Source organism: Amycolatopsis sp. QT-25, from assembly GCF_029369745.1.
Lineage (GTDB): Bacteria > Actinomycetota > Actinomycetes > Mycobacteriales > Pseudonocardiaceae > Amycolatopsis.
This window is the reverse complement of the sequence record NZ_CP120210.1, coordinates 1103859-1122573: the sequence shown is the minus strand read 5'-3', so window position 1 is coordinate 1122573 and position 18715 is coordinate 1103859. Positions and strand designations below refer to the sequence as shown.

17 protein-coding genes are annotated in these 18715 nt (G+C 69.8%); 6 read left to right on the top strand and 11 right to left on the bottom strand.

Annotated elements, in window-relative coordinates; all coding sequences use genetic code 11:
• Window positions 1-11: 11 nt before the first annotated feature.
• Both gabT and P3102_RS05560 read left to right on the top strand, forming a co-directional pair.
• Window positions 12-1343 (top strand): 4-aminobutyrate--2-oxoglutarate transaminase, encoded by a 1332-nt coding sequence (gene gabT, locus P3102_RS05565; protein ID WP_276367085.1) that lies wholly within the window; start codon window positions 12-14, stop codon window positions 1341-1343.
• Entirely contained in the window at window positions 1340-2770 is a 1431-nt protein-coding gene (locus P3102_RS05560) for an aldehyde dehydrogenase family protein (protein ID WP_276367083.1), read from the top strand. The genes gabT and P3102_RS05560 overlap by 4 nt, the downstream gene beginning before the upstream one ends.
• A gap of 46 nt (window positions 2771-2816) precedes the next feature.
• Here the strand turns inward: P3102_RS05560 and P3102_RS05555 are convergent, their stop codons facing one another.
• Both P3102_RS05555 and P3102_RS05550 read right to left on the bottom strand, forming a co-directional pair.
• Window positions 2817-3587: a helical backbone metal receptor gene (locus P3102_RS05555; protein ID WP_276367081.1), complete on the bottom strand. Its 771-nt coding sequence runs from the start codon at window positions 3585-3587 to the stop codon at window positions 2817-2819.
• Window positions 3584-4993, bottom strand: coding sequence for an RNB domain-containing ribonuclease (locus P3102_RS05550; RefSeq protein ID WP_276370996.1), 1410 nt, complete (start codon window positions 4991-4993; stop codon window positions 3584-3586). Before P3102_RS05550 ends, P3102_RS05555 begins: the two co-directional genes overlap by 4 nt.
• A gap of 134 nt (window positions 4994-5127) precedes the next feature.
• On the opposite strand from P3102_RS05550, the gene P3102_RS05545 reads away from it, so the two are divergent.
• Complete coding sequence (locus P3102_RS05545; protein WP_276367080.1) at window positions 5128-6093, top strand: ATP-binding protein; 966 nt, start codon at window positions 5128-5130, stop codon at window positions 6091-6093.
• A 171-nt stretch (window positions 6094-6264) separates the two neighbouring features.
• Here P3102_RS05545 and P3102_RS05540 read toward each other — a convergent pair whose 3' ends face one another.
• From P3102_RS05540 to P3102_RS05500, 9 genes are all read right to left on the bottom strand, one after another.
• Entirely contained in the window at window positions 6265-6462 is a 198-nt protein-coding gene (locus tag P3102_RS05540) for a hypothetical protein (protein WP_276367078.1), read from the bottom strand.
• Between the two features lie 34 nt (window positions 6463-6496).
• Window positions 6497-7621, bottom strand: coding sequence for a hypothetical protein (locus tag P3102_RS05535; protein WP_276367077.1), 1125 nt, complete (start codon window positions 7619-7621; stop codon window positions 6497-6499).
• 93 nt (window positions 7622-7714) lie between these two features.
• Complete coding sequence (locus P3102_RS05530) at window positions 7715-8713, bottom strand: C40 family peptidase (RefSeq protein ID WP_276367075.1); 999 nt, start codon at window positions 8711-8713, stop codon at window positions 7715-7717.
• 4 nt (window positions 8714-8717) lie between these two features.
• Window positions 8718-9314, bottom strand: a complete 597-nt coding sequence (locus P3102_RS05525; protein WP_276367073.1) for a hypothetical protein — start codon at window positions 9312-9314, stop codon at window positions 8718-8720.
• 3 nt (window positions 9315-9317) lie between these two features.
• Window positions 9318-11492 (bottom strand): magnesium transporter, encoded by a 2175-nt coding sequence (locus P3102_RS05520; protein WP_276367072.1) that lies wholly within the window; start codon window positions 11490-11492, stop codon window positions 9318-9320.
• Window positions 11489-14449, bottom strand: coding sequence for an ATP-binding protein (locus P3102_RS05515; protein WP_276367070.1), 2961 nt, complete (start codon window positions 14447-14449; stop codon window positions 11489-11491). The genes P3102_RS05520 and P3102_RS05515 overlap by 4 nt, the downstream gene beginning before the upstream one ends.
• Before the next feature lie 3 nt (window positions 14450-14452).
• The gene (locus P3102_RS05510; protein WP_276367068.1) at window positions 14453-14929 is read right to left on the bottom strand and encodes a hypothetical protein; all 477 of its coding nucleotides are present in this window, start codon (window positions 14927-14929) and stop codon (window positions 14453-14455) included.
• 13 nt (window positions 14930-14942) lie between these two features.
• Window positions 14943-15209: a hypothetical protein gene (locus tag P3102_RS05505; protein ID WP_007035338.1), complete on the bottom strand. Its 267-nt coding sequence runs from the start codon at window positions 15207-15209 to the stop codon at window positions 14943-14945.
• Between the two features lie 444 nt (window positions 15210-15653).
• Window positions 15654-16517 carry a hypothetical protein gene (locus P3102_RS05500; protein ID WP_276367066.1) on the bottom strand — a complete coding sequence of 288 codons (864 nt, stop codon included), beginning with the start codon at window positions 16515-16517 and terminating at the stop codon, window positions 15654-15656.
• Window positions 16518-16687: 170 nt separating this feature from the next.
• Between P3102_RS05500 and P3102_RS05495 the strand changes: the two genes are divergently transcribed.
• The 3 genes from P3102_RS05495 to P3102_RS05485 are packed head-to-tail and all read left to right on the top strand — an operon-like array spanning window position 16688 to window position 18688.
• Window positions 16688-17182 (top strand): YbaB/EbfC family nucleoid-associated protein, encoded by a 495-nt coding sequence (locus tag P3102_RS05495; protein ID WP_276367064.1) that lies wholly within the window; start codon window positions 16688-16690, stop codon window positions 17180-17182.
• Window positions 17183-17207: 25 nt separating this feature from the next.
• Window positions 17208-17540 carry a hypothetical protein gene (locus P3102_RS05490; RefSeq protein ID WP_276367063.1) on the top strand — a complete coding sequence of 111 codons (333 nt, stop codon included), beginning with the start codon at window positions 17208-17210 and terminating at the stop codon, window positions 17538-17540.
• Window positions 17541-17545: 5 nt separating this feature from the next.
• Window positions 17546-18688 carry a hypothetical protein gene (locus P3102_RS05485; RefSeq protein WP_276367061.1) on the top strand — a complete coding sequence of 381 codons (1143 nt, stop codon included), beginning with the start codon at window positions 17546-17548 and terminating at the stop codon, window positions 18686-18688.
• Window positions 18689-18715 lie beyond the last annotated feature (27 nt).

Genomic DNA, 18715 nt, shown 5'->3' with positions numbered 1-18715 from the left:
GGAGCCCGGCCGTGACCGTCACCACCGAAACCCAGCGCAGGCTGCGCACCGAGATCCCCGGCCCCGCCTCGCGGGCCCTGCAGGAGCGACGCGCCGCCGTCGTCGCCGCGGGGGTGAGTTCGGTACTGCCCGTCTTCGTCACCTCCGCCGAGGGCGGCCTGCTCACCGACGCCGACGGCAACGTCCTGATCGACTTCGGTTCCGGCATCGCGGTGACCAATGTCGGCCACGCCGCGCCCGCCGTCGTGGACCGCGTCCGCGAGCAGGCCGGCCGGTTCACGCACACGTGTTTCATGGTCACGCCGTACGAGGGATACGTCGAGGTGTGCGAAGCACTCGACAAGCTGACGCCGGGCACCCACGAGAAGCGTTCGGTGCTGTTCAACTCCGGCGCCGAAGCCGTCGAGAACGCCGTGAAGATCGCCCGCGCCGCGACCGGGCGTCAGGCCGTCGTCGTGTTCGACCACGCCTACCACGGCCGCACCAACCTGACGATGGCGCTGACCGCGAAATCCATCCCCTACAAACACGGTTTCGGCCCGTTCGCGCCCGAGATCTACCGCGTGCCCGGCTCGTACCCGTACCGCGACGGGCTGTCCGGTCCCGAAGCGGCACGGATCGCCATCGACCGCATCGAAAAGCAGATCGGCGGCGACCAGGTCGCGGCCGTCGTGCTGGAACCGGTGCAGGGTGAAGGCGGCTTCATCGAGCCCGCTCCCGGTTTCCTGCCCGCGCTTTCCCGCTGGTGCACCGAAAACGGTGTCGTGTTCGTCGCCGACGAGGTGCAGACCGGCTTCTGCCGCACCGGCGAATGGTTCGCGTCCACGCACGAAGACGTCGTGCCCGACCTGATCGCCACCGCCAAGGGCATCGCGGGCGGCCTGCCGCTCGCCGCCGTCACCGGCCGCGCGGAACTGCTCGACGCCGTCCCGCCGGGCGGGCTCGGCGGCACCTACGGCGGCAACCCGATCGCGTGTGCCGCGGCACTCGGTTCGATCGAGGTCATGCGCCAGGAAAACCTCGCGGCGTCGGCGAAGCGCATCGAAGACACGGTGCTGCCGCGGCTGCGCGCGTTGGCCGGGGAGACCGGCGTGATCGGCGACGTCCGCGGCCGCGGCGCCATGCTGGCCGCCGAGTTCGTGAAGCCGGGCACCACCGAACCCGACGCCGACCTGACCAAACGGATCGCGCGGGCCTGCCACCAGGCAGGCGTCGTCGTCCTCACCTGCGGCACCTACGGCAACGTCGTCCGCCTGCTGCCGCCGCTGTCCCTGTCCACCCAACTGCTCGACGAGGGCCTGACCGTTCTCGAGCACGCCGTCCGCACGGAGGCAGCCAAGTGACCACCTTTCCTTTCTTTGTGGCCGGGAAACCGGTCACCAGCGGTGAGACCGTCGTCGTCCGTCACTCCTTCGACGGAAGCGAGGCCGGGTCGCACCATGTTCCGTCCGCTTCGGACATCGAGACCGCCGTGCAGGCGGCGCACGACGTCTCCGACGAGTTCGCGACGCTGCCCGCGCATGTCCGGGCGGGCGCGTTGGACCATGTGTCCCGAGTTCTGGGTGAACGGTCCGAAGAGTTGGCGCAGCTGATCACCGCCGAATCGGGCAAGCCGCTGAAGTGGGCGCGCGGCGAGGTCGGGCGCGCGGCGTCGACGTTCCGCTGGGCCGCCGAGGAGGCCCGCCGGTTCTCCGGTGACCTGCAGCGGCTCGACACCGACCCGGGTGGCACCGGGCGGCTCGCGCTGGTCCGCCGCGTGCCGAAGGGACCGGTACTGGGCATCACGCCGTTCAACTTCCCGCTGAACCTGGTGGCGCACAAGGTGGCTCCGGCGATCGCGGTCGGCGCGCCGATCGTGCTCAAGCCCGCGCCCGCGACGCCGCTGACCGCGTTGCTGCTCGGCGAGATCCTCGCCGGGACCGAGCTGCCCGCCAGGAGCTGGTCGATCCTCCCGGTGAGCAACGAGGAATCGGCCAAGCTGGTTTCGGATCCGCGGCTGCCGGTCGTGTCGTTCACCGGTTCCGTTCCGGTGGGCTGGGGCATCCGGGACAGCGTGCCGCGCAAGCACGTCGCGCTCGAACTCGGTGGCAACGCGGCGGTGCTCGTCTGTCCTGATTGGACGGATTTGGACTTCGCGGCGCAGCGCATCGCGACGTTCGCGATGTACCAGGCCGGCCAGTCGTGCATCTCGGTGCAGCGCGTGTACGCGCACGCCGACGTCTACGACGAGCTTCAGGCGAAGGTGCTGGAGCAGGTGCGGGCACTCGGGACCGGCAACCCGCGGACGGACGGCGTGGACGTCGGGCCGCTGATCAACACCGCCGCCGCCGAGCGTGTCGAGGCCTGGGTCGCGGCGGCAGTCGACGCGGGTGGCGAGCTGCTGACCGGCGGGAAGCGCGAAGGCGCGACCGTCGAGCCGACCGTGCTCGCGAACGTGCCGGAGAACGCGTCGGTGATGGCCGACGAGGTGTTCGGACCGGTCGTGTCGATCACGCGCGTGGACTCGGTGGACGACGGGGTGCGCCGGATCAACGACTCGCGCTTCGGCCTGCAAGCGGGCGTGTTCACGCGTGACCTGCCGACGGCGTTCGACGTGTCCGCGAAGCTGCGTGTCGGCGGTGTCCTCGTCGGCGACGTGCCGAGCTTCCGGGCGGACCAGATGCCCTACGGCGGCGTGAAGGACTCCGGCGTCGGCCGCGAGGGCCCCGCGTCGGCGATGGCGGACTTCACCGAAGAACGCGTCACCGTCCTGACCGGCCTGACTCTCTGATCCCCCTCGCAATTCGGCGCCTGGTTGCGATGGTTCGGTGCGCGAACTATCGCAACCCGGTGCCGAGTTGCGTGAGGTGGGCGTGGGCTTCGACGAGCGAAGGGCCGTACCAGGTCAAATAGCGCCCGGAGACCAGGGCGTACTTCGTGCCGGGGAACGCTTCGGGACCGTCGTCGTCGGTGAACTCGTAGGGCTCGTCGGGCAGTACGAGCAGGTCCGCGTCTCCGGCCGCGAAGCGTGCTTGGAGCTCGTCGAGCTTCGGACGCGGGTAGCGCTCTTCGTGGTCCGCGTAGACGTTGCCGACCCCGACGCGATGCAGGACGTCGCCGCCGAAGGTGTCCCTCCCGAGCACGATCCACGGCTTCCGCCAGACCGGCACGACCGCCCGGAACCGCTCCGGCAGCGTTTCCCGCCAGATCTCTTCGGCCTCGACCAGCCATTCCGGCTCGGCGAGGTCGTAGGCCTGCGTCAGGAGCCGCCTGATCGAGGCGAGCGCGCCGGGCACCGTCGCCGACGCCTCCATCACCCAGACCGGAATCCCGTCGGCACGCAAGCGTTCCACGTCCTCCGGCCGATTCTCCTCGGAGTTGGCCAGCACCAGATCCGGCTCGAGTTCGAGCACCTTGTCCACGTTCGGGTACTTCGAGCCGCCCACCCTCGGGACGTCCAGCTCGACCGGGTGGGTGCAGTAGTCCGTGGCGCCCGCGAGCCTCCCCGGCGCGCTCACCTCGACGGCCTCGGTCAGCGACGGCACGAGCGACACCACCCGCGATGCCGGTTCACGCAGGGGGACCACTTCGCCGAGATCGTCGATCATGCGCGCTCGAAGGACAGTTTCCGCTTGTCGACGTCCACCGCCGTGAGCCGGACCCGGATCCGCTCGCCTTCTGGCGGTTTCGCGCCCGCGCATTTGCCCATCACCGGCGGATTCTCGATTAGGATCTCCGATTTGGTCTCTTCGGCCCGCAGCACGATCGCGTCGAACTCCTCGCCGATGTGCTCGGCCATGACCCACGACTCGACCTGATCGATGCAGGCGCGTTCGACCTTCGCCGCCAGCGTGTCGGACGCGGTCATCTGCTCCGGTACCTCGGAAAGCGCCGCGCGGACCCACTCGGGAACTTCGCGGCCGGCGCTCACGGCGAGGCAGATCTCCGTGGCGAACCGGTCGACCAGCCGCCGGATCGGCGCGGTGACGTGGGCGTACGCGCCACCGATCCCGGCGTGCGTGGTCAAAGCGGGCAGTTCGCCGTCGAACGCGGTGTACCCGGCGCCGCGCAACAGCCTGGTGGTGTCGGCGAAGAGCGCCATGGAGGCGGGTTGGCCGGGGTCGAGCGCGGCCAGGAACTCCGACACGCTCTTGTCCTCGGGCCAGTCGATGTTCAGCGCCTGCGCGGACCGGCGCAGCCATTCGACCGCTTCGGCGTCGGGCTGGGGCAACGTGCGCAGGACGCCGATCCCGGCGCCGATCATGATCTTGGCCGCGGCCATGCCGGTGAGGAGGGAGATCTCGGCGTTCCACGCGTCGACGTCGTTGCGGGGCCGCTGGATCAGCGCCCAGCCGCCGTCGGGGTCGCCGCTGATCTCCTGCTCCGGCAACTGCAGTTCGACCGCGCCGCGCCGGATCGCGAGCTCGCGGCGAAGGCGGCCCAACTCCGGCAGGGCGGCGACCGACGGATGCGGATCACCCGCGTCGATCGAGGCCTGAACGGTCTCGTAGTCGAACTGTTCGCCTGAGCGGACCAGCGCGCGGCGGACGTTGGTCGCCGTCGGCTCGCCGCCCGCGTCGACGTCGATGGTCCACAACACCGCGGGCCGGGTCTCCCACGGCAGCAGGCTCGCCGCGCCCTCGGACAGCACCGGCGGGTGCAGCGGGACGTTCCCGTCGGGCAGGTAGAGCGTCTGCCCCCGGCGGCGCGCCTCCTTGTCGAGCGCGCCACCCGGCGGGATGAACGCGGCCAGATCGGCGATCGCGTAGTGGACGCGGAACCCGCCGCCCTCGACGCGCTCGATCAGCACCGCCTGGTCGAGGTCCTTGGCACCGGGTGGATCGATGGTGACGAAGGGCAGACCGGTGGCGTCCTCGCGTTCCCCCGCCGACTCGAGCGGATCGACGACCGCCGCCTCCGCCTCGGCGAGCACGTCGGGCCCGAACGACTCCGGCAGCGCGAACTCGGCTCGAAGGTGACCGAAGTCCCCTCCTGCCGCGTGTGTCCTGATCACGAGTGGAGGCACCACCCAACCCTATCCCGATCCGGCGCGGTCGATCGCCCGTTCGGGTGCGAGCCGGTCGGGTGTACGTTACGAGCCGAAATGAAAACCGATACCTTTTTCAAGACGACAGGAAGGGCTGTGGCGTGAAGATCGCGTTCGTCGGGAAGGGCGGCAGCGGGAAGACCACGCTGGCGTCGCTGTTCACCGCGTACCTGGCCGGCGGCGGGAAACCCGTGATGGCGATCGACGCGGACATCAACCAGCACCTCGCCGTCGCGCTCGGCGCGAGCGAGGAAGAGGCCATCGCGTGGCCGACGCTGGGCGACAACATGGGCCTGATCAAGGAATACCTGCGCGGCGACAATCCGCGGATCGCCGACGCGGCCTCGATGATCAAGACGACCCCGCCGGGGCGCGGGTCGCGGCTGGTCCGGCCGTTCGAGGACAACCCGATCTTCCAGGCGTGCTTCCGCGAGTTCGGCGGCGTGCGGCTCGGCGTCACCGGGCAGTTCGACGAAGACGACCTCGGTGTCGCTTGCTACCACTCGAAGGTCGGCGCGGCGGAACTGCTGCTGAACCACCTGATCGACGACGCGGGCGAATACGTGGTCATGGACATGACCGCCGGCGCCGACGCGTTCGCGTCCGGCCTGTTCACGCGATTCGACGTGACGTTCCTGGTGTGCGAACCGACCGTCCGCAGCGTCGGCGTGTACCGGCAGTACGCCGACTACGCGCGCGACTTCGGCGTACGGCTGGTCGTCGTGGGCAACAAGGTCACCGAGGACGAGGACATCGAATTCCTGCGCGAAGAGGTCGGCGACGCCCTGCTGGGCTGGATGGAGAACTCGCGGCATGTCCGCGCCGCCGAACGCGGCCGCGCGCGCCCCATCGGCGAACTCGAGCCGCACAACCTCGCGACGCTGGACTCGATGCTCGCGACCGTCGACGGCGAGCAGCGCGACTGGGCGCGCTACCAGCGGCAAGGCGTCGAGTTCCACCTTCGCAACGCGCGGGCGTGGGGCAGCGGTCGGGCCGGCGAGGACCTCACGGCCCAGGTGGACCCGGAGTTCGTGCTGGGCCCGGCTTTGGCGCGGCAAGACGCCTGACCTGCCGATTCAGCCGGAAAGGGAGCAAGGGACCTTGCTGTCGCTTGAGTGTTCCCGACCCTCCGTTGATCGTGATCATGCCGCCGGTTTCTTGCCGCCCGAGGTACCTGAAGGCCCCCTTCCTTGCGCCTGGCGCAAGGAAGGGGGCCTTCACGGGCCCACTCACGTGGATCAGTCAGCGTTCCATTCGGCGTCTTCGGCGTCGGCCTGCCGCGTGCGTTCCCTGGCGATGTCCAGGGCGCGCCGGGCCGTCGCCTCGTCCGGGTACGGGCCCAGGAGATCGACGCTCCGGCCTCGTTCCAGGTGCTCGACCTGATTCGTCTTGGTGTTGAAGTACCAGCCTTGATCCGGGTTCGGGTCGCTCGACATACGTCCAGCCTGACAGCACCCGGACGTCCTGTCATCACTTGCGATAGCGGTACGGGATCTCCGTCGGGTCACCGGTCGGACCGAACTCGGTGTTCTCGAGCTGGTCCACCTTCGAGCTTTCCGGCACGTTCTCGGCGAGCTCGTCGAACCAGCCGCGGTTCATCGGGATGCCACGCGGCGGGGTCGCGGGGTCCGGCGCGACAGGGACGCCCTGCGGCGGCGAAGCGGGTGACGCCGGTTGCGGCAGAGGAGGAGCGATCGCGGACGACGGCGGGGTCGTGACCGGCGGCTCCGGTTCGGCTGGGGAAGGCGCGGCGGGCTGCGCTTCCGGTGTGGCCGGAGGCGCGGTCGTCGGCGGAGGCGAGGGCGCGGACGTCTGGTTCGTCGCCGGGGGCTGCGTCCGGGTGGGCTGAGGCAAAGCGGGAGGCCCGGCAGGCGAGGGCTGGGCCGGAGGGGCCGCCTGGCCACCCGCCAACGGCGCCCCACCGGACGAAACGGGCGGAGCGGGCGGCACCGGCCCACCGGCCGGAGGAGCAGGAGGGGCGGGCGGCACGGACGGGGCGACCGTGCGCCACACCGGTGCGGGTCCGATGTTCATCGGCGCCGGGGCGCGCGGTGGCTGCCCGGTCGCGGGCGGCGCGGCCTGCGAAGGCGGCGGGGGCGCCTGACGTTGCGCGGGCTTCGGGATCGGGTCGAGGCACGAGACGAGCACCGTGGTGTTCGCCGGGTCTTCGACCTTCCGGCCGCTGCGCTCGCGGTAGATCATCTCGCCTTCGGTGTCCATCTCGACCAGGTAGCCGGCCTCCGCCAACTGTTCCTCGTCGAGGTCGACGAGCTTTTCGTAGCGCGACGGGACGACGCGGTAGATCGGCCAGGACAGGCGCGCGTTCTCGTGATGGAACTGGGCCAGCAGGGCGGCCATCTGCTGCTGCCAGGGCAGTGACATCCCCTCGGCCAGCGAACGCGGCAACACGACGTAACCGGAGTCGACACCCGGCCAGCCCTGGTTCAGCTGGTCGGCCAGCGGCGTGCTCGACGCCGGCCGGGCCGCGTGCCTGGCGGGTTGTGCGGTACCGAAAAGATCGCGGGGATCGACCTCCGGGCCGTTGGCCGCCGCGGGCTTGCCTCGCCTTCCGAATTTCCGTGCCACGTGCTTCATCCTCTGCCAGTGTGCGGCCGCTTGCCGGTGGACAGGCCGCCACTTCGGGTGGATCCGATGGTCCCGCGATCGCGATACCACGCGTCCACCATGCTAAACGCCAGGACGGACCGCCTGCGCGACCACTTCGGCCTCGTCGAAGGAGAAGTCCCGGATGTGCACCGGCACCCCGGTCTGCTGCGCCTCGACGATCTTGCCCTCGCCCAGGTACATCATCACGTGGTGGATGGTCGCCGGATTCGACGGCACGGTGGCGAGGAACAGCAGGTCCCCCGGCTGCGCCTCACGGACCGGCAGCATCGCGCCCGCCTTGTACTGATCCCGTGAGACCCGCGGCAGGATGATCCCGGCGGATTCGTAGGCCCGCAGCATCAGCCCGGAACAGTCGTAGCTGTTCGGCCCGGTGGCGCCCCAGACGTACGGCTTGCCCTGCTCGGCGAGCGCGAACTTGATGGCCTGCGCGGCGGCCTGGCTCGGCGGCACCACGCTGCCGACGCTCGAACCGCAGCCGACGACGTCGACGATCTGGCCCTCGTCCTGCACGAGAAGGGCCGCCATCGGCTCCCAGTTGTGGTACCGGTCGGGGAAGCCGGACCGCTCCACCCGCTGCGCGGCGTCACCGGGCCGCATGTTCTCCCAGTCCGGCACCGCGAGCAGCACGTCGTAGAACTTGTTGACCTGATACGGCGGATCGGTGACCTGCGCGACGGTGCCCCAGCCCATCGACGGCCGCATCTGGAAGATGCCGAGCGAGTCGCGGTCGCCGTAGGTCAGGTTGCGCAGCTTGGACTCGGTCATCCCGGCCTGGATCGCCACCTGCCACGCCCGCGGGGACAGCGTCCGCTGCTTGCCGATCGAGATGATCAGCGCGACGATCCCCTTCTGCTCTTCGTCGAGTTTGTTCACGTCCGAAGAACCGCGATCGACCTGCCCGGGCAGGGTCGGCCCGATCGACGCGTCGCAGGAGGTCTTGACGACGCCGCCCGCCTGGGCCTCCATGTGGTCGGTCACCACTTCGGTGACCTTGCTCGTGGTCATCACCGCGGCGAAGACCGCGGTGATCAGCACCCCGACGATGATCCCGATCTTCATCGGATCAGCCCGCTTGGGTGTACTTGGTGACCCGCCATCCCGGGTTCGTCTTGACGACGGTGACCCGGACCTTGGGCCCGTCCGTGGGCACGTCGACCTCCATCGATCCGGTGACCGAGGACGCGACCTGCGGCTCCCCGGACACCCTCGTCGCGGTGATGTTGGCGGGATCCACCGTCGTCAGTTCCCCGGCGAGGTACTCCTCGGTGGTGTACGGCTTCAGTCCGGCCAGCCACCGCTCGGTCGTCGTGCCGTCGGGATGGTTCGCCCATGCCGTCACCCACTCCTTGGCGACCCGGACCCCGTCCTGGTCGATCGGCGCGGAAGACGGCGGCGGCCGGGTGGTGATCCTCGGCGGCAGCGTCGACGTCACGGTCACCGGCGCCGCGACGCCGGTACGCGAACCGGCTGTCGCCGAAGCCCCCGGCCCGCCGGCCGTCTGTCCCGGTTTTCCGACGGTCTTCGGCAACAGGATGCCCAGCGCGGTGAGCAGCACCGCGAGGATCACCAGCGTGCCGACGAGGTGGCGGGGCGAGCGCAGCGGCCAGCCCCAGAGTCTGCGGTAGACCGCGGTGCGCCCGCGGTTGGTCCGGATCGGCATGGGTCACCGGCCCACTGCGTGGTCCGTGTCGCGGACCTCCTCGCGGACTTCGAGCCCGCGCGAAGGCCGGTACAGCACGTAGACCGGCTTGCCCGCGACCACTTCCGGGTCGACGCGGCGCGGACGCGGTGTCTGTGCCTCGGCGGGCCCCGGCTGCACCGGCACGGCTCCCGAGTGATCGGGGATGGTGTAGCCGCCGCCCGCGGAGTTCATCCGCGACGGCACCACGACCGGCTCCGGTTCGTCGCTCCAGCGCCGGTCGGCGACCGGTGAGGTGTCGACCCGGCGGCTCGGTACCTGGATCGGGCTCCGCCCGCCGGAGGTGAACATGGAGTCGCCCGGATTGCCCGCGGCCGGGTTGTACTGGCCGAACACCGGGACGCTTCCGCCGCCACCGGCGGGAAGGGCGGGCATACCGCCACCACCGCCGACGGCACCGGGCCACGGCGCTCCCGACCAGGCCGCCGCGGGCCGGATCGCGCCGGAACCGTTGTCGAGCCGCTGGGAGCTGGCGAAGATCGTCGCCTCGGGCCGGAACCGCCCACCGCCGACCGTCGCGCCCACGGGACCGCGGAGTTCGCCGTCGACGACGTCGTCGGTGTCGCGGACGTTCTGCCAGAACGCGTCCTGCGGAGTCTGTTCGTCGTTCTTCTTGCGGAAGCGGGAGAAGAGGCCGCCCCGTGGCGAAGGCACCGCGCCGCCGACCATGCCGACGGACATCTCGACCATCTGCCACAGCCGCCGCACGGGGCGGCCGATCATGAACAGCAGCACGGTGATGATGCCCGCGAGCGCCATCTTCGTCAGCAGGGAAAGCGAGTTCCCCGCGGTGAAGATCGCCTCGAGCAAGAGCGTGTGCACGCCGGCCAGCACGGAAAGCACCAGGAGGTTGAAGGCGACCGCGCCGACGACCTTGAGAATGCGCTGCATGATCTGCGGCTGGAGCAGCGCGATCAGCCCGATCAGCGGGGCCGTCAGGACGAAGATCCTGATCAGCACCTGCGCGAGCAGCACCGTGGCCTTGGCCAGCAACTGGAACAGCGAGTAGAAGATTCCCTGGCCGAGGGAAAGGAAACCGGCGCCGACGCGGCTGCCGTCCTCACCCGTGAAATAGCCCGTCGCCGGGCCGAGTTTGGTGGAGATGTCCTTGAACGCCGCCTTCTTGGCGTCGACCAGCGCGGCGTCCGCGTCCCCGCCCTGCTGGATCTGGCCCCAGGTGAAGGCGCGCGCGTCCAGGAGGGCCGGGCCGTACTGGACGGCCTGCGGCGAATCCGGGCTGCCGAACTCCCCGCGAAGCCAGTTGTCGTAGACGACCCGGCAGTGCAGTTCGGTCGGGACCCGGTCCCACGGCTGGCGAGCCGCGACGGCCTCCGGGGTCGCCTGACAAGGCTGCGCCGAGGGCGGCGGCGGCTGGCTCGGCGGCGGCGTCTTGGGCTCGTCGATGAAGCCGGCCTGGATGTTGGTGGTGGTCTGCACGATCGCGTTGTCGATCGGATCGAGGAAACGCAGCAGCGCCAGGGAAGAGGCCGCCAGCCAGACCGCGGCGAGCCCGTACAGCGCCCGTTTGCTGACCGCCGCGAGGTCGCCGCGCCAGATGTTGCGGAACAGCATGATGGACATGATCAGCGCGGCGAGGCCGAACAACTGGGCGTAGATGTTGTTGTAGACCTTCTCGGCCCCGGCCTTGACGGCGTTGTACAGCGGGCTGAGCAGACTGCCCTGCAGCACGGTGTAGTGCAGCGAGTTCGTGGCACCGACGATGTTCTTGCCGATGTTGAACAGCTGGTTGCCCGCCCAGGTGTCGATCGTCGAGTTCGGCGAGGTGATACCGGCCAGCGGGCCGCAGTCGGTTTCGAACGTGTCCCAGACGTGGCCCGCGTACCCGTAGACGTTGTACGGGCTGCCGCCTTCACCGCGCGCCGTCGCGGGTGGGTCGAGGGCGCCGACCATGCCCGCGCCGGGCCGTTCCGGGTTCGGCGCCTCACCACAGGCGGCGGCCGAAGCCGCCGGAGCGGTCGCCACGGCCTGGAGGCCCAGGATCAGCATGACGACGAACATCGTGGCGCGGCGGCTGGGTCTTGCCTTGCCGGGCCGCGGCCCCGCTTCGAGGCGTCGGCGCAGCACGTGCCAGCCGGCGGCGAACGCGAGCACGCACGCCAGCGTGATCACCGTGTTCATGCGGCGTCCCTGCCGGTGCCGCCCTTGCCGGCGCGCGCGTGCTGCTCGCCCTTTTCCCCGTTCGTGAGGTGTCCATTTTGGACGGTGCCGTGCACTTCCCCGGTCTCGGCCGCCAGCGGGTCCGGGGCGCCGAGCAGTTGCTCCTCGGTCAGCCCGACTTCGAGTTCGGCCGCGAACTCGAGGTCCTCTTCGACCTCGAAGTCGTCTTCCTCCGGCGGCGAGGCCACGAACTGCTTCTCCTCCGGGACGGCGAGTTCGCTGCCCCGCCTGGACGGTTTGGCGTCGGGCGAACCCGGCGTGGTGTCCATGACCCGGCGCAGGTGCTCCAGATGCGGGCCGGAGAAGTCGACACGGATCCGCTCCACGCCGCCGGCGCCGTCACCGAAGATGAACTGCCGGGGCTCGACGTCCCGCTGGAGATCGCGCGACGAGCCGGGACGGCGGCCCAGCGCGGCGACGACCTGTTCGTAGCCGACGCCGACCGGGACCTTCAACAGGCGCAGCGCGTCGGCCTGGGCGTCGTCGTCGTCGAGACGGCCGACGAACACCGAGTCGAGCAGGGCCACGAAACCCTGGATCTTCAGGAAGTCCGCGGGGATCTGCGAGGACAGCAGCACCCGGACGTTCCACTTACGCGAGTCACGCGCGAAGCGGTTCATCAGCACGCGCCCGGTCGGGACTTCGGAGAGGAAGAACGCCTCGTCGATCCAGACGCCCTTGCGCAGTTCCTTGGGCTTTTCGTACACCGACCGCTGCGTCAGCCACGCGGCGAGGTTCAGCATCTCGACGCCGAGGGATTCCGCGTCCGTCCAGTACTCGCGCGGGACGCCGTCCTTGGGCAGGGTCAGCCCCGCCATGGTCAGCACGGTCATCCGGTCGTCGCGGGTCTCGGCGTACGGGTCCGCGTCGGTCTCCGGGATGAGCAGGGCCATCCGCTCGCGCATCTCGTCGAGGAAGTCCGCGACGACGACGGCGTGCTCGTGGTGCTCGCTGGAGTCCCGGCGCAACGCGTCGATGACCTGGCCCGGATCGGCTTCGAACCGGCCGCCGACCGCTCGGACGGCACGCAGCAGCACGATCCGGGTCTGCGCCATCCGCGAGACCTCGTACGGCAGGACGCCGGTGAGGACGTCGAGCACGAGACGGCGGCGCGTCGCGCCCGCGAGGGCCTTCTCCCGCCGCCACGACCGCTCGGGGTCGTCCTCGTCCATGAAGTGCTCGATCTGCGGCTCGGCGACCACGCGATACGGGTTGAGGATGCCGGGCTGCGCGTTGAGCAGGTTGATGTTCCGCGCGTAGGGCCGCAGTTCGGGCAGATCGCACAGACGCGACAGCGGGCCCGACGGGTCGAGGATCGTCCAGTGCGCGCCCGCGCGGAGCGTCTTGTAGACGATGCCGCCGCCGAGGAACGACTTGCCGCCACCGAGACCGGCGACCATCGCGGTCAGGCCGGAGCCGTCGCGGATCTCCTGCGCCATCCACGGATCCCAGGCCACCGGGCGCCGCGTCGCGGTCACGGTCTCGCCGAGCAGGATGCCGCGGCGGTCGCCCACCTCGGCCGTCGCCGTCGGCACCGACGACGCCGCCCACACGACCGAACCGCGGCGCATGTACGCCGCCGAAGCCAGCGGCTCACCGGGGATGAACTCCCTGGCCAGCGCGTACTGGGCTTCGGGATGCTCGACGGCGATCTTCGGCTTGTAGAGGTCGAGGAGCTGCTGGGCCAGGCGCAACGCGTCCCGCTCCGTCGGCCCGGACACCGCCAGCCGCCACCAGGAACGCACCCTGGTCGCCAGCGCGGTGAAGCCCGACGTCATCTCGTCGTCGATCTCCAGCACCCGGCCCGCCTGGCGCGCCAGCGATTGCGGCGGTTCCAGTTCGTGCTCGTCGGTGTAGTGCTTGACCTGCGAACGCACCTTGTTCATCTGGCGTTGCAGCTCACCGGCGACCTCTTCGGGCCGCCGGACGTAGATCCGCGCGGACACCTCGACCGCGGCGGGCAGCCGGTCGGCGTGCTGGATCCACGGGTCGTCGACCTCGGGGATCTGAAGACCGTGCATCTGGCCGACGGTGAGGACGGCCAGATGCCGCGAAACCCCGGCGTTCGACCCGGTACGCCCGCGGACGGTGACCGTCGGCGCGTACGGCTCGGCGTGGAAATCCGCCGCGTCGGTGAAACTGGCGAGATCCTCGGGCTCCCAGGCTGCGCCGGGGACCGCGGGCATGTTGCGCGGCGCGGGCAGGCCCAGCGAGCACGAGCGGTGCATCAGCCAGGACATCTCCTCGGCGTGCACCGGACGGCCTTCGAGGCCGGCCGAGCCGATCACCTGGTCGAGATGCTCGACCTCGGAGTCGAGCGCGGCCAGCTCGGCGTCGACGGCCTCGGGCAGGATCTTGCGCAGCACCGGGGCGGCGCTCTCGACCGCGCGGTCGATCATCCGCCTCGTCTGCACCTGGATGCCCAGGTAGACCTCTTTTTCGGCCATCGAGCGGCCCATCAGCTGCTGCTGCTCGCCGATGAGGTAGTCGTCGAAGGACAGCGCGCCCTGGACGTCCTGGGGACGGCCGACGGCGTTGTGGACGTGGGCCTCGGCCCACATGCGGATCGGGTACGGCCGGTTGGTCACCCGCAGGTGCAGCCAGCGGCCCTGGAACTCCGCGTACTGTCCGGCGATGGCCGCGATCAGGTCGCGGCGCTGCGAATCCGACCGGAACGACCAGCGCTGCGGCGCGAGCCGATACCAGGCGTAGACCTCATAACCGGTGCGTAACAGGTGCCCGTCGATGCTTCGCGCCGCGATGGACGGGGTATAGGACGGTATCGCCGCCTCGCCGGGCAGCCGCCTCCCCTTGCCGGCCTTCTGGGGTTGCGCGGAGCGGACCTGCTGGGGCGGGTTCCAGGCCCCTTGCCGCAGATCTCGATCACGTTTTCCTCGGCTTCCGCCGCGACCGAACAACGACTACCTCCCGGCCCGAGCCGCAGGGCGGCTCCGACGCGCTCGTGGTGTTCCCTGAGCTCCGGCGCCGCCGCCGTAGCCGTGGTGCTGGTACTGCCGTCTCCTGCGATGCTTCGGTAGCGGGCGGCTCGCCCGTACCCGGACCCGGGAGGCGCTGGCCGCGCCGCCCGTTCCCGTGGTCCGTTCTCTGGGGGTGTTGAGCTCTTTCGCCGCCATCCCGGCCACGGCGCCGAGAGGGCGTTCGTGACTGATCTTGGACGTGATCAACCTGGTGATCACGATTGTGGCGACGAAGGCCCATGCGGTCGAGAAGAACCCGAAGCTCCAGCCCGCCCACCGTTCGACGGTGAGCACGAGCAGGAAGACCGGGATACCGACGAGCCACGCGACGTAGCGGGCTCTCCAGGGAAAAGTCGCTTTCGGCGGGCCGAGCCACACGGCATCGACCCGGTAGACCTCGTCATCGGTGCGGATACGCAACGCGGGCCCTGCCTCAGCCCGTGAAGAGGCCGGCGATCCACTGGCCCACGTTGACTCCGGCGCCGCTCACCGCGAGGCCGATGATCGCGAGCGCGATCACGACACCGGCGAGCCGGCGCATGACACCGGCGTTGTCCCCCTTGCCGCCGCCCAGCCACAGCAGGAGGAGCGCGACGGCCAGCAGCACCAGGGGGATGATGTTGTCGATCAGCCAGGTGCGGACGTTGCCGGTGCCGAGCTCGCCGGCGGCCAGCGTGTCGAGGGTGGTCATGGTCATCATCGCATTACTCCCGGTGCGCGGAGAGGGGGTTCGCGCGGTTCTGGCTCGGTGGTGCTTCGAACATCATGGCGTCACGAGGCGTAGTGGTCAAAGCGCGCTCTGTGGATGGCAATTCGTCCACAGTTCGCCAGAGCGAGGCACAGCACCACGACCATCCTCGGTCTCCATCATCGTTGCAAGGGTCGTCTGGTTTAACCCCGGCCACCCGTATTTCGCAGTGTGCCGACGGCCTCACTCGGTTGCGAGGCATCTTGCTCACTGTGAGTACGGATCGGTCGCGGAGAATCGGGCCTCGACCAGTGTGACATGACTCGTTCGGCGGCTTCTCCCGAGTCCGCCGGGTGAACACGCATTCGACAAAAATTCTGAGGGCCGATCAAGCGAAAGTCACACTTCCGTTACCCAAAGCGAAAATAGGGAGGGTATTTTCGCTACATAGCGTAATTATCTGCCCGTAGAGAACACATTCGCGGGAAAAGCCCCGGCTTCGACGGCCTTACGACTCAACGGCCCGCACAGCTCGTGAAGCCGCTTGGTCTTCTCCTCGCCGAGATGCTCCCAGGGCCCCGCCGACGCCGCGTTGGTGGCGACTTCGAGCCGCTCACGAAGATCGTTCCCGGCGTCCGTCAGACCGCCCTCGGCGTCCAGCACGCCCCGTTCGCGGAGCTTGGCGGCCGCGGCGTCCCACTGCTCGTCGCTCCAGCCACGGGAGGCCTTGGCCGCGGCGGGCAGGAAACCCTTGCCGGTGGCGGTGTGCGTGACGAGGGCGGCGAGCCCGTCGAGACCGTCGACGACCAGCGCGGCGATGTGCCCGTCGCCGCGATGCTCGCGCAAGAGGGTGATGGCGTGCCAGAGCACGAGATGCGGCTCGCTCGGCCAGTCGAGACCGGCGTGCCCGGCGTAGAGCGGCCGGCCGTCGGCCTGGCAGCCCCCGGTCGCCTCGCGGGCCAGCTCGGCCGCCTCAGCGATCTCTTCGGAGCCGAGAGTCTCCTTGCCGAGCAGCCGGGTCAGCGCCGCGTCGACGGCCTCGAAGCGGGCTTCGATGATTTTGTCCGGCCCGGCCAGGGTCCACGCGCGCGGGACGTAACGAGCGACGAGCTCCGGGTTGAAGTTGCAGAAGGTGGCCGCGACCACGGCGGAACTCACCGCGCCCATGGGCGCCGCGCGGCCCGCGAAGTAGGTCATCCGTCCCGGCCGGAGGCCCGCACCGGTGAGCGCGGCTTCCGTCTCGGGTGCGAAGTAGATGAGGGAATGCAGTACATCGAACGTCCCGCGGAACCGTCCCGTGGCCCGACTCGCTTCGCCCATGAGGGCACCCTACCGACAAGTAGGCAGGTGGTGCAGCGTCCGAAGGAGCTGTGGGACCCCGCGGCGGGAGCAAGGGACCTTTGCTACCACCCGGAGGCGAGGCGGAACCGAACCCGCTCGGCTGCGTCATAGTCCGGACGACGAATCACCACAGCGCACGGGGAGCGACGATGTCCGCCCAGATGGAACAACTGATCGCCCAGTTCGAGCATTTCCAGGCCAAGGTGCGCCACGCCGAGGCGCGCTTCGCCGAGGTCGGCGACATGCAGGAGCGGATCGCGCGGCTCGAAACCACCGTGACCTCCCCGTCCGGTGAGGTCACGGTGGTCGCCGGGGCGGGCGGCACCGTCACCGACCTCCGGCTCAGCGCGGGTGCCATGCGCCTCGAAGCGGGCCACCTGTCCTCCGTGATCATGAGCACCCTGCGCCAGGCCGTCGCCGGCGCCGCCCAGCAGCAGGCCGGGATCGTGGACGACACGTTCGGGGAGGCGTTCGGCCTCGACACCTCGGAGCGGGTTCGCGAGGCACAGGCCGAGGCGTTCGGAACCGCCGAGGAAGAACCGGCGTCACAGCAGCAACAGCAGCCATCCCGGCCGGCGCGCCGCCCCGCCCCGCGCGACGACGACGACTATTTCGACGACGGCTCCTTCCTCCGCCGCAGCTGACCGAACCGACCGAGGGACTCCCACGATGTCAAAGGGAATCGAGACGAACATCGCGGCGATCGCCGCCTACGCCCAGCAACTCCCCTATTACGAGCAGGAAGCGGAGAAATTCGGCGCCAAGATCGACGCCGCCGACGTGACCGACGAGGCGTGGGGAATCGTCGGGATCTGGGCCAAACAGGGCTACACCGACCGCCTCGGCGAACTCCGTTCGCTGATGAACGACATGAAGGACGGCGTCGACGGGTTCATCGCCAAGCTGAACAAGGCCTCCGAGATGTACCGGGGCATCGAGGAAGCCGGAAAGGTCGAGTTCGGCAAGCACGAGGCGACCATCGACGAAACGCTCGGGAAGTAGGGGACATGACCGAGGAAAGGTCGAGCATCGCCGACGGACTCGACGTCCAGGCGTACGACGAGAGCATGGGCGCGAACCTCGATCGCGCGATGGGACACGTGCCCGTGGCGGGCACGATCTACAAGTCGGGCAAGTCGATCGCCGGGCACGCCCAGCAGGCCGCCCAGGCGGACGACCCGGCCGAACTGGCGTCCGCGGGTGCCGCGCTGGTCGGAGACGGGGCGGCGTTCGTCGGCGCGGCCGCCGCGGACATGGTCACCTTCGCCATGGACCCGATCGGCTGGCTGGTCAGCCACGGGCTGAACATGCTGCTCGAACTGGTCCAGCCACTGCAGGACGCCTTGCACCAGGTCACCGGCGACGGCCCCGCCATCGGACACGCGTCGGAGAACTTCGTGACCCTCGCGAACGGCTTCGTTGCTCTCGCCGAGGACTTCGAGAAGACCGGTGACGCGGCGCTCGCCGAGTGGGTGGACGACGCCGGCAAGGCGGCGAAAGAGGCGCTGGGCGACTTCTCCGCCGGTATCCGCGGCATCGGCTCGGCCGCCGGATCGGTGGCCGAAGTGCTGCAGATGTGGTCGATGGTCATGGTGGTCATCGAGGAGTTGATCAAGGGCATCATCACCGAGCTGATCTCCTGGCTGATCACCATCTGGCTGCCCGCGCTGGCCGCGTCGGTGATCAGCTTCGGCAGTTCGGTCGCCGCCGCGATGACCGCGTCCATCGCCAAGGCCGCCGGCGTGCTGCAGAAGGTGACCAAGTATCTCGGCAAGTTCGGCAAGCTGCTCGACACCTTCATCGAGTACCTTGCGAAATACTCGACCAAGGTCGTGGAAGCGACGAGGAAGTTCCGGATCGGGACCTTCGCCGGTGAGTCGAAGTTCTCGCTGGACGTCCTGGAGAACACCGCCGGGGTGGCGCTGACCCCGGGCAATCGGGCGCTCACCACGATGTTCGGCACCGCGGTCGGCGCGCGCCCGCTGGTCTCCGGCGCGGCCGTCAAGGGAGGCATCGGGGCCGCGAAGGGCGCGTACACCGAGGGCAAGGAAGCCGTCACGCCGGAGGGGGAGAACGAGCCGTGGTTCGACAAGAGCGAGATCGGCGGGGACAAGAGTCCGGAGGAGACCCGGGGGAACCTCGACATCTGAGCGGGTTCGCCGGCCAGGCTCCCACCG

Excerpts from the sequence above, each read along its gene's own strand:
- P3102_RS05555 (WP_276367081.1), bottom strand. The coding sequence starts at position 3,587 with ATGATCGACGATCTCGGCGAAGTGGTCCCCCTGCGTGAACCGGCATCG.
- P3102_RS05540 (WP_276367078.1), bottom strand. The coding sequence starts at position 6,462 with ATGTCGAGCGACCCGAACCCGGATCAAGGCTGGTACTTCAACACCAAG.
- P3102_RS05535 (WP_276367077.1), bottom strand. The coding sequence starts at position 7,621 with ATGAAGCACGTGGCACGGAAATTCGGAAGGCGAGGCAAGCCCGCGGCG.
- P3102_RS05530 (WP_276367075.1), bottom strand. The coding sequence starts at position 8,713 with ATGAAGATCGGGATCATCGTCGGGGTGCTGATCACCGCGGTCTTCGCC.
- P3102_RS05525 (WP_276367073.1), bottom strand. The coding sequence starts at position 9,314 with ATGCCGATCCGGACCAACCGCGGGCGCACCGCGGTCTACCGCAGACTC.
- P3102_RS05520 (WP_276367072.1), bottom strand. The coding sequence starts at position 11,492 with ATGAACACGGTGATCACGCTGGCGTGCGTGCTCGCGTTCGCCGCCGGC.
- P3102_RS05505 (WP_007035338.1), bottom strand. The coding sequence starts at position 15,209 with ATGATGACCATGACCACCCTCGACACGCTGGCCGCCGGCGAGCTCGGC.
- P3102_RS05500 (WP_276367066.1), bottom strand. The coding sequence starts at position 16,517 with ATGGGCGAAGCGAGTCGGGCCACGGGACGGTTCCGCGGGACGTTCGAT.
- P3102_RS05495 (WP_276367064.1), top strand. The coding sequence starts at position 16,688 with ATGTCCGCCCAGATGGAACAACTGATCGCCCAGTTCGAGCATTTCCAG.
- P3102_RS05490 (WP_276367063.1), top strand. The coding sequence starts at position 17,208 with ATGTCAAAGGGAATCGAGACGAACATCGCGGCGATCGCCGCCTACGCC.
- P3102_RS05485 (WP_276367061.1), top strand. The coding sequence starts at position 17,546 with ATGACCGAGGAAAGGTCGAGCATCGCCGACGGACTCGACGTCCAGGCG.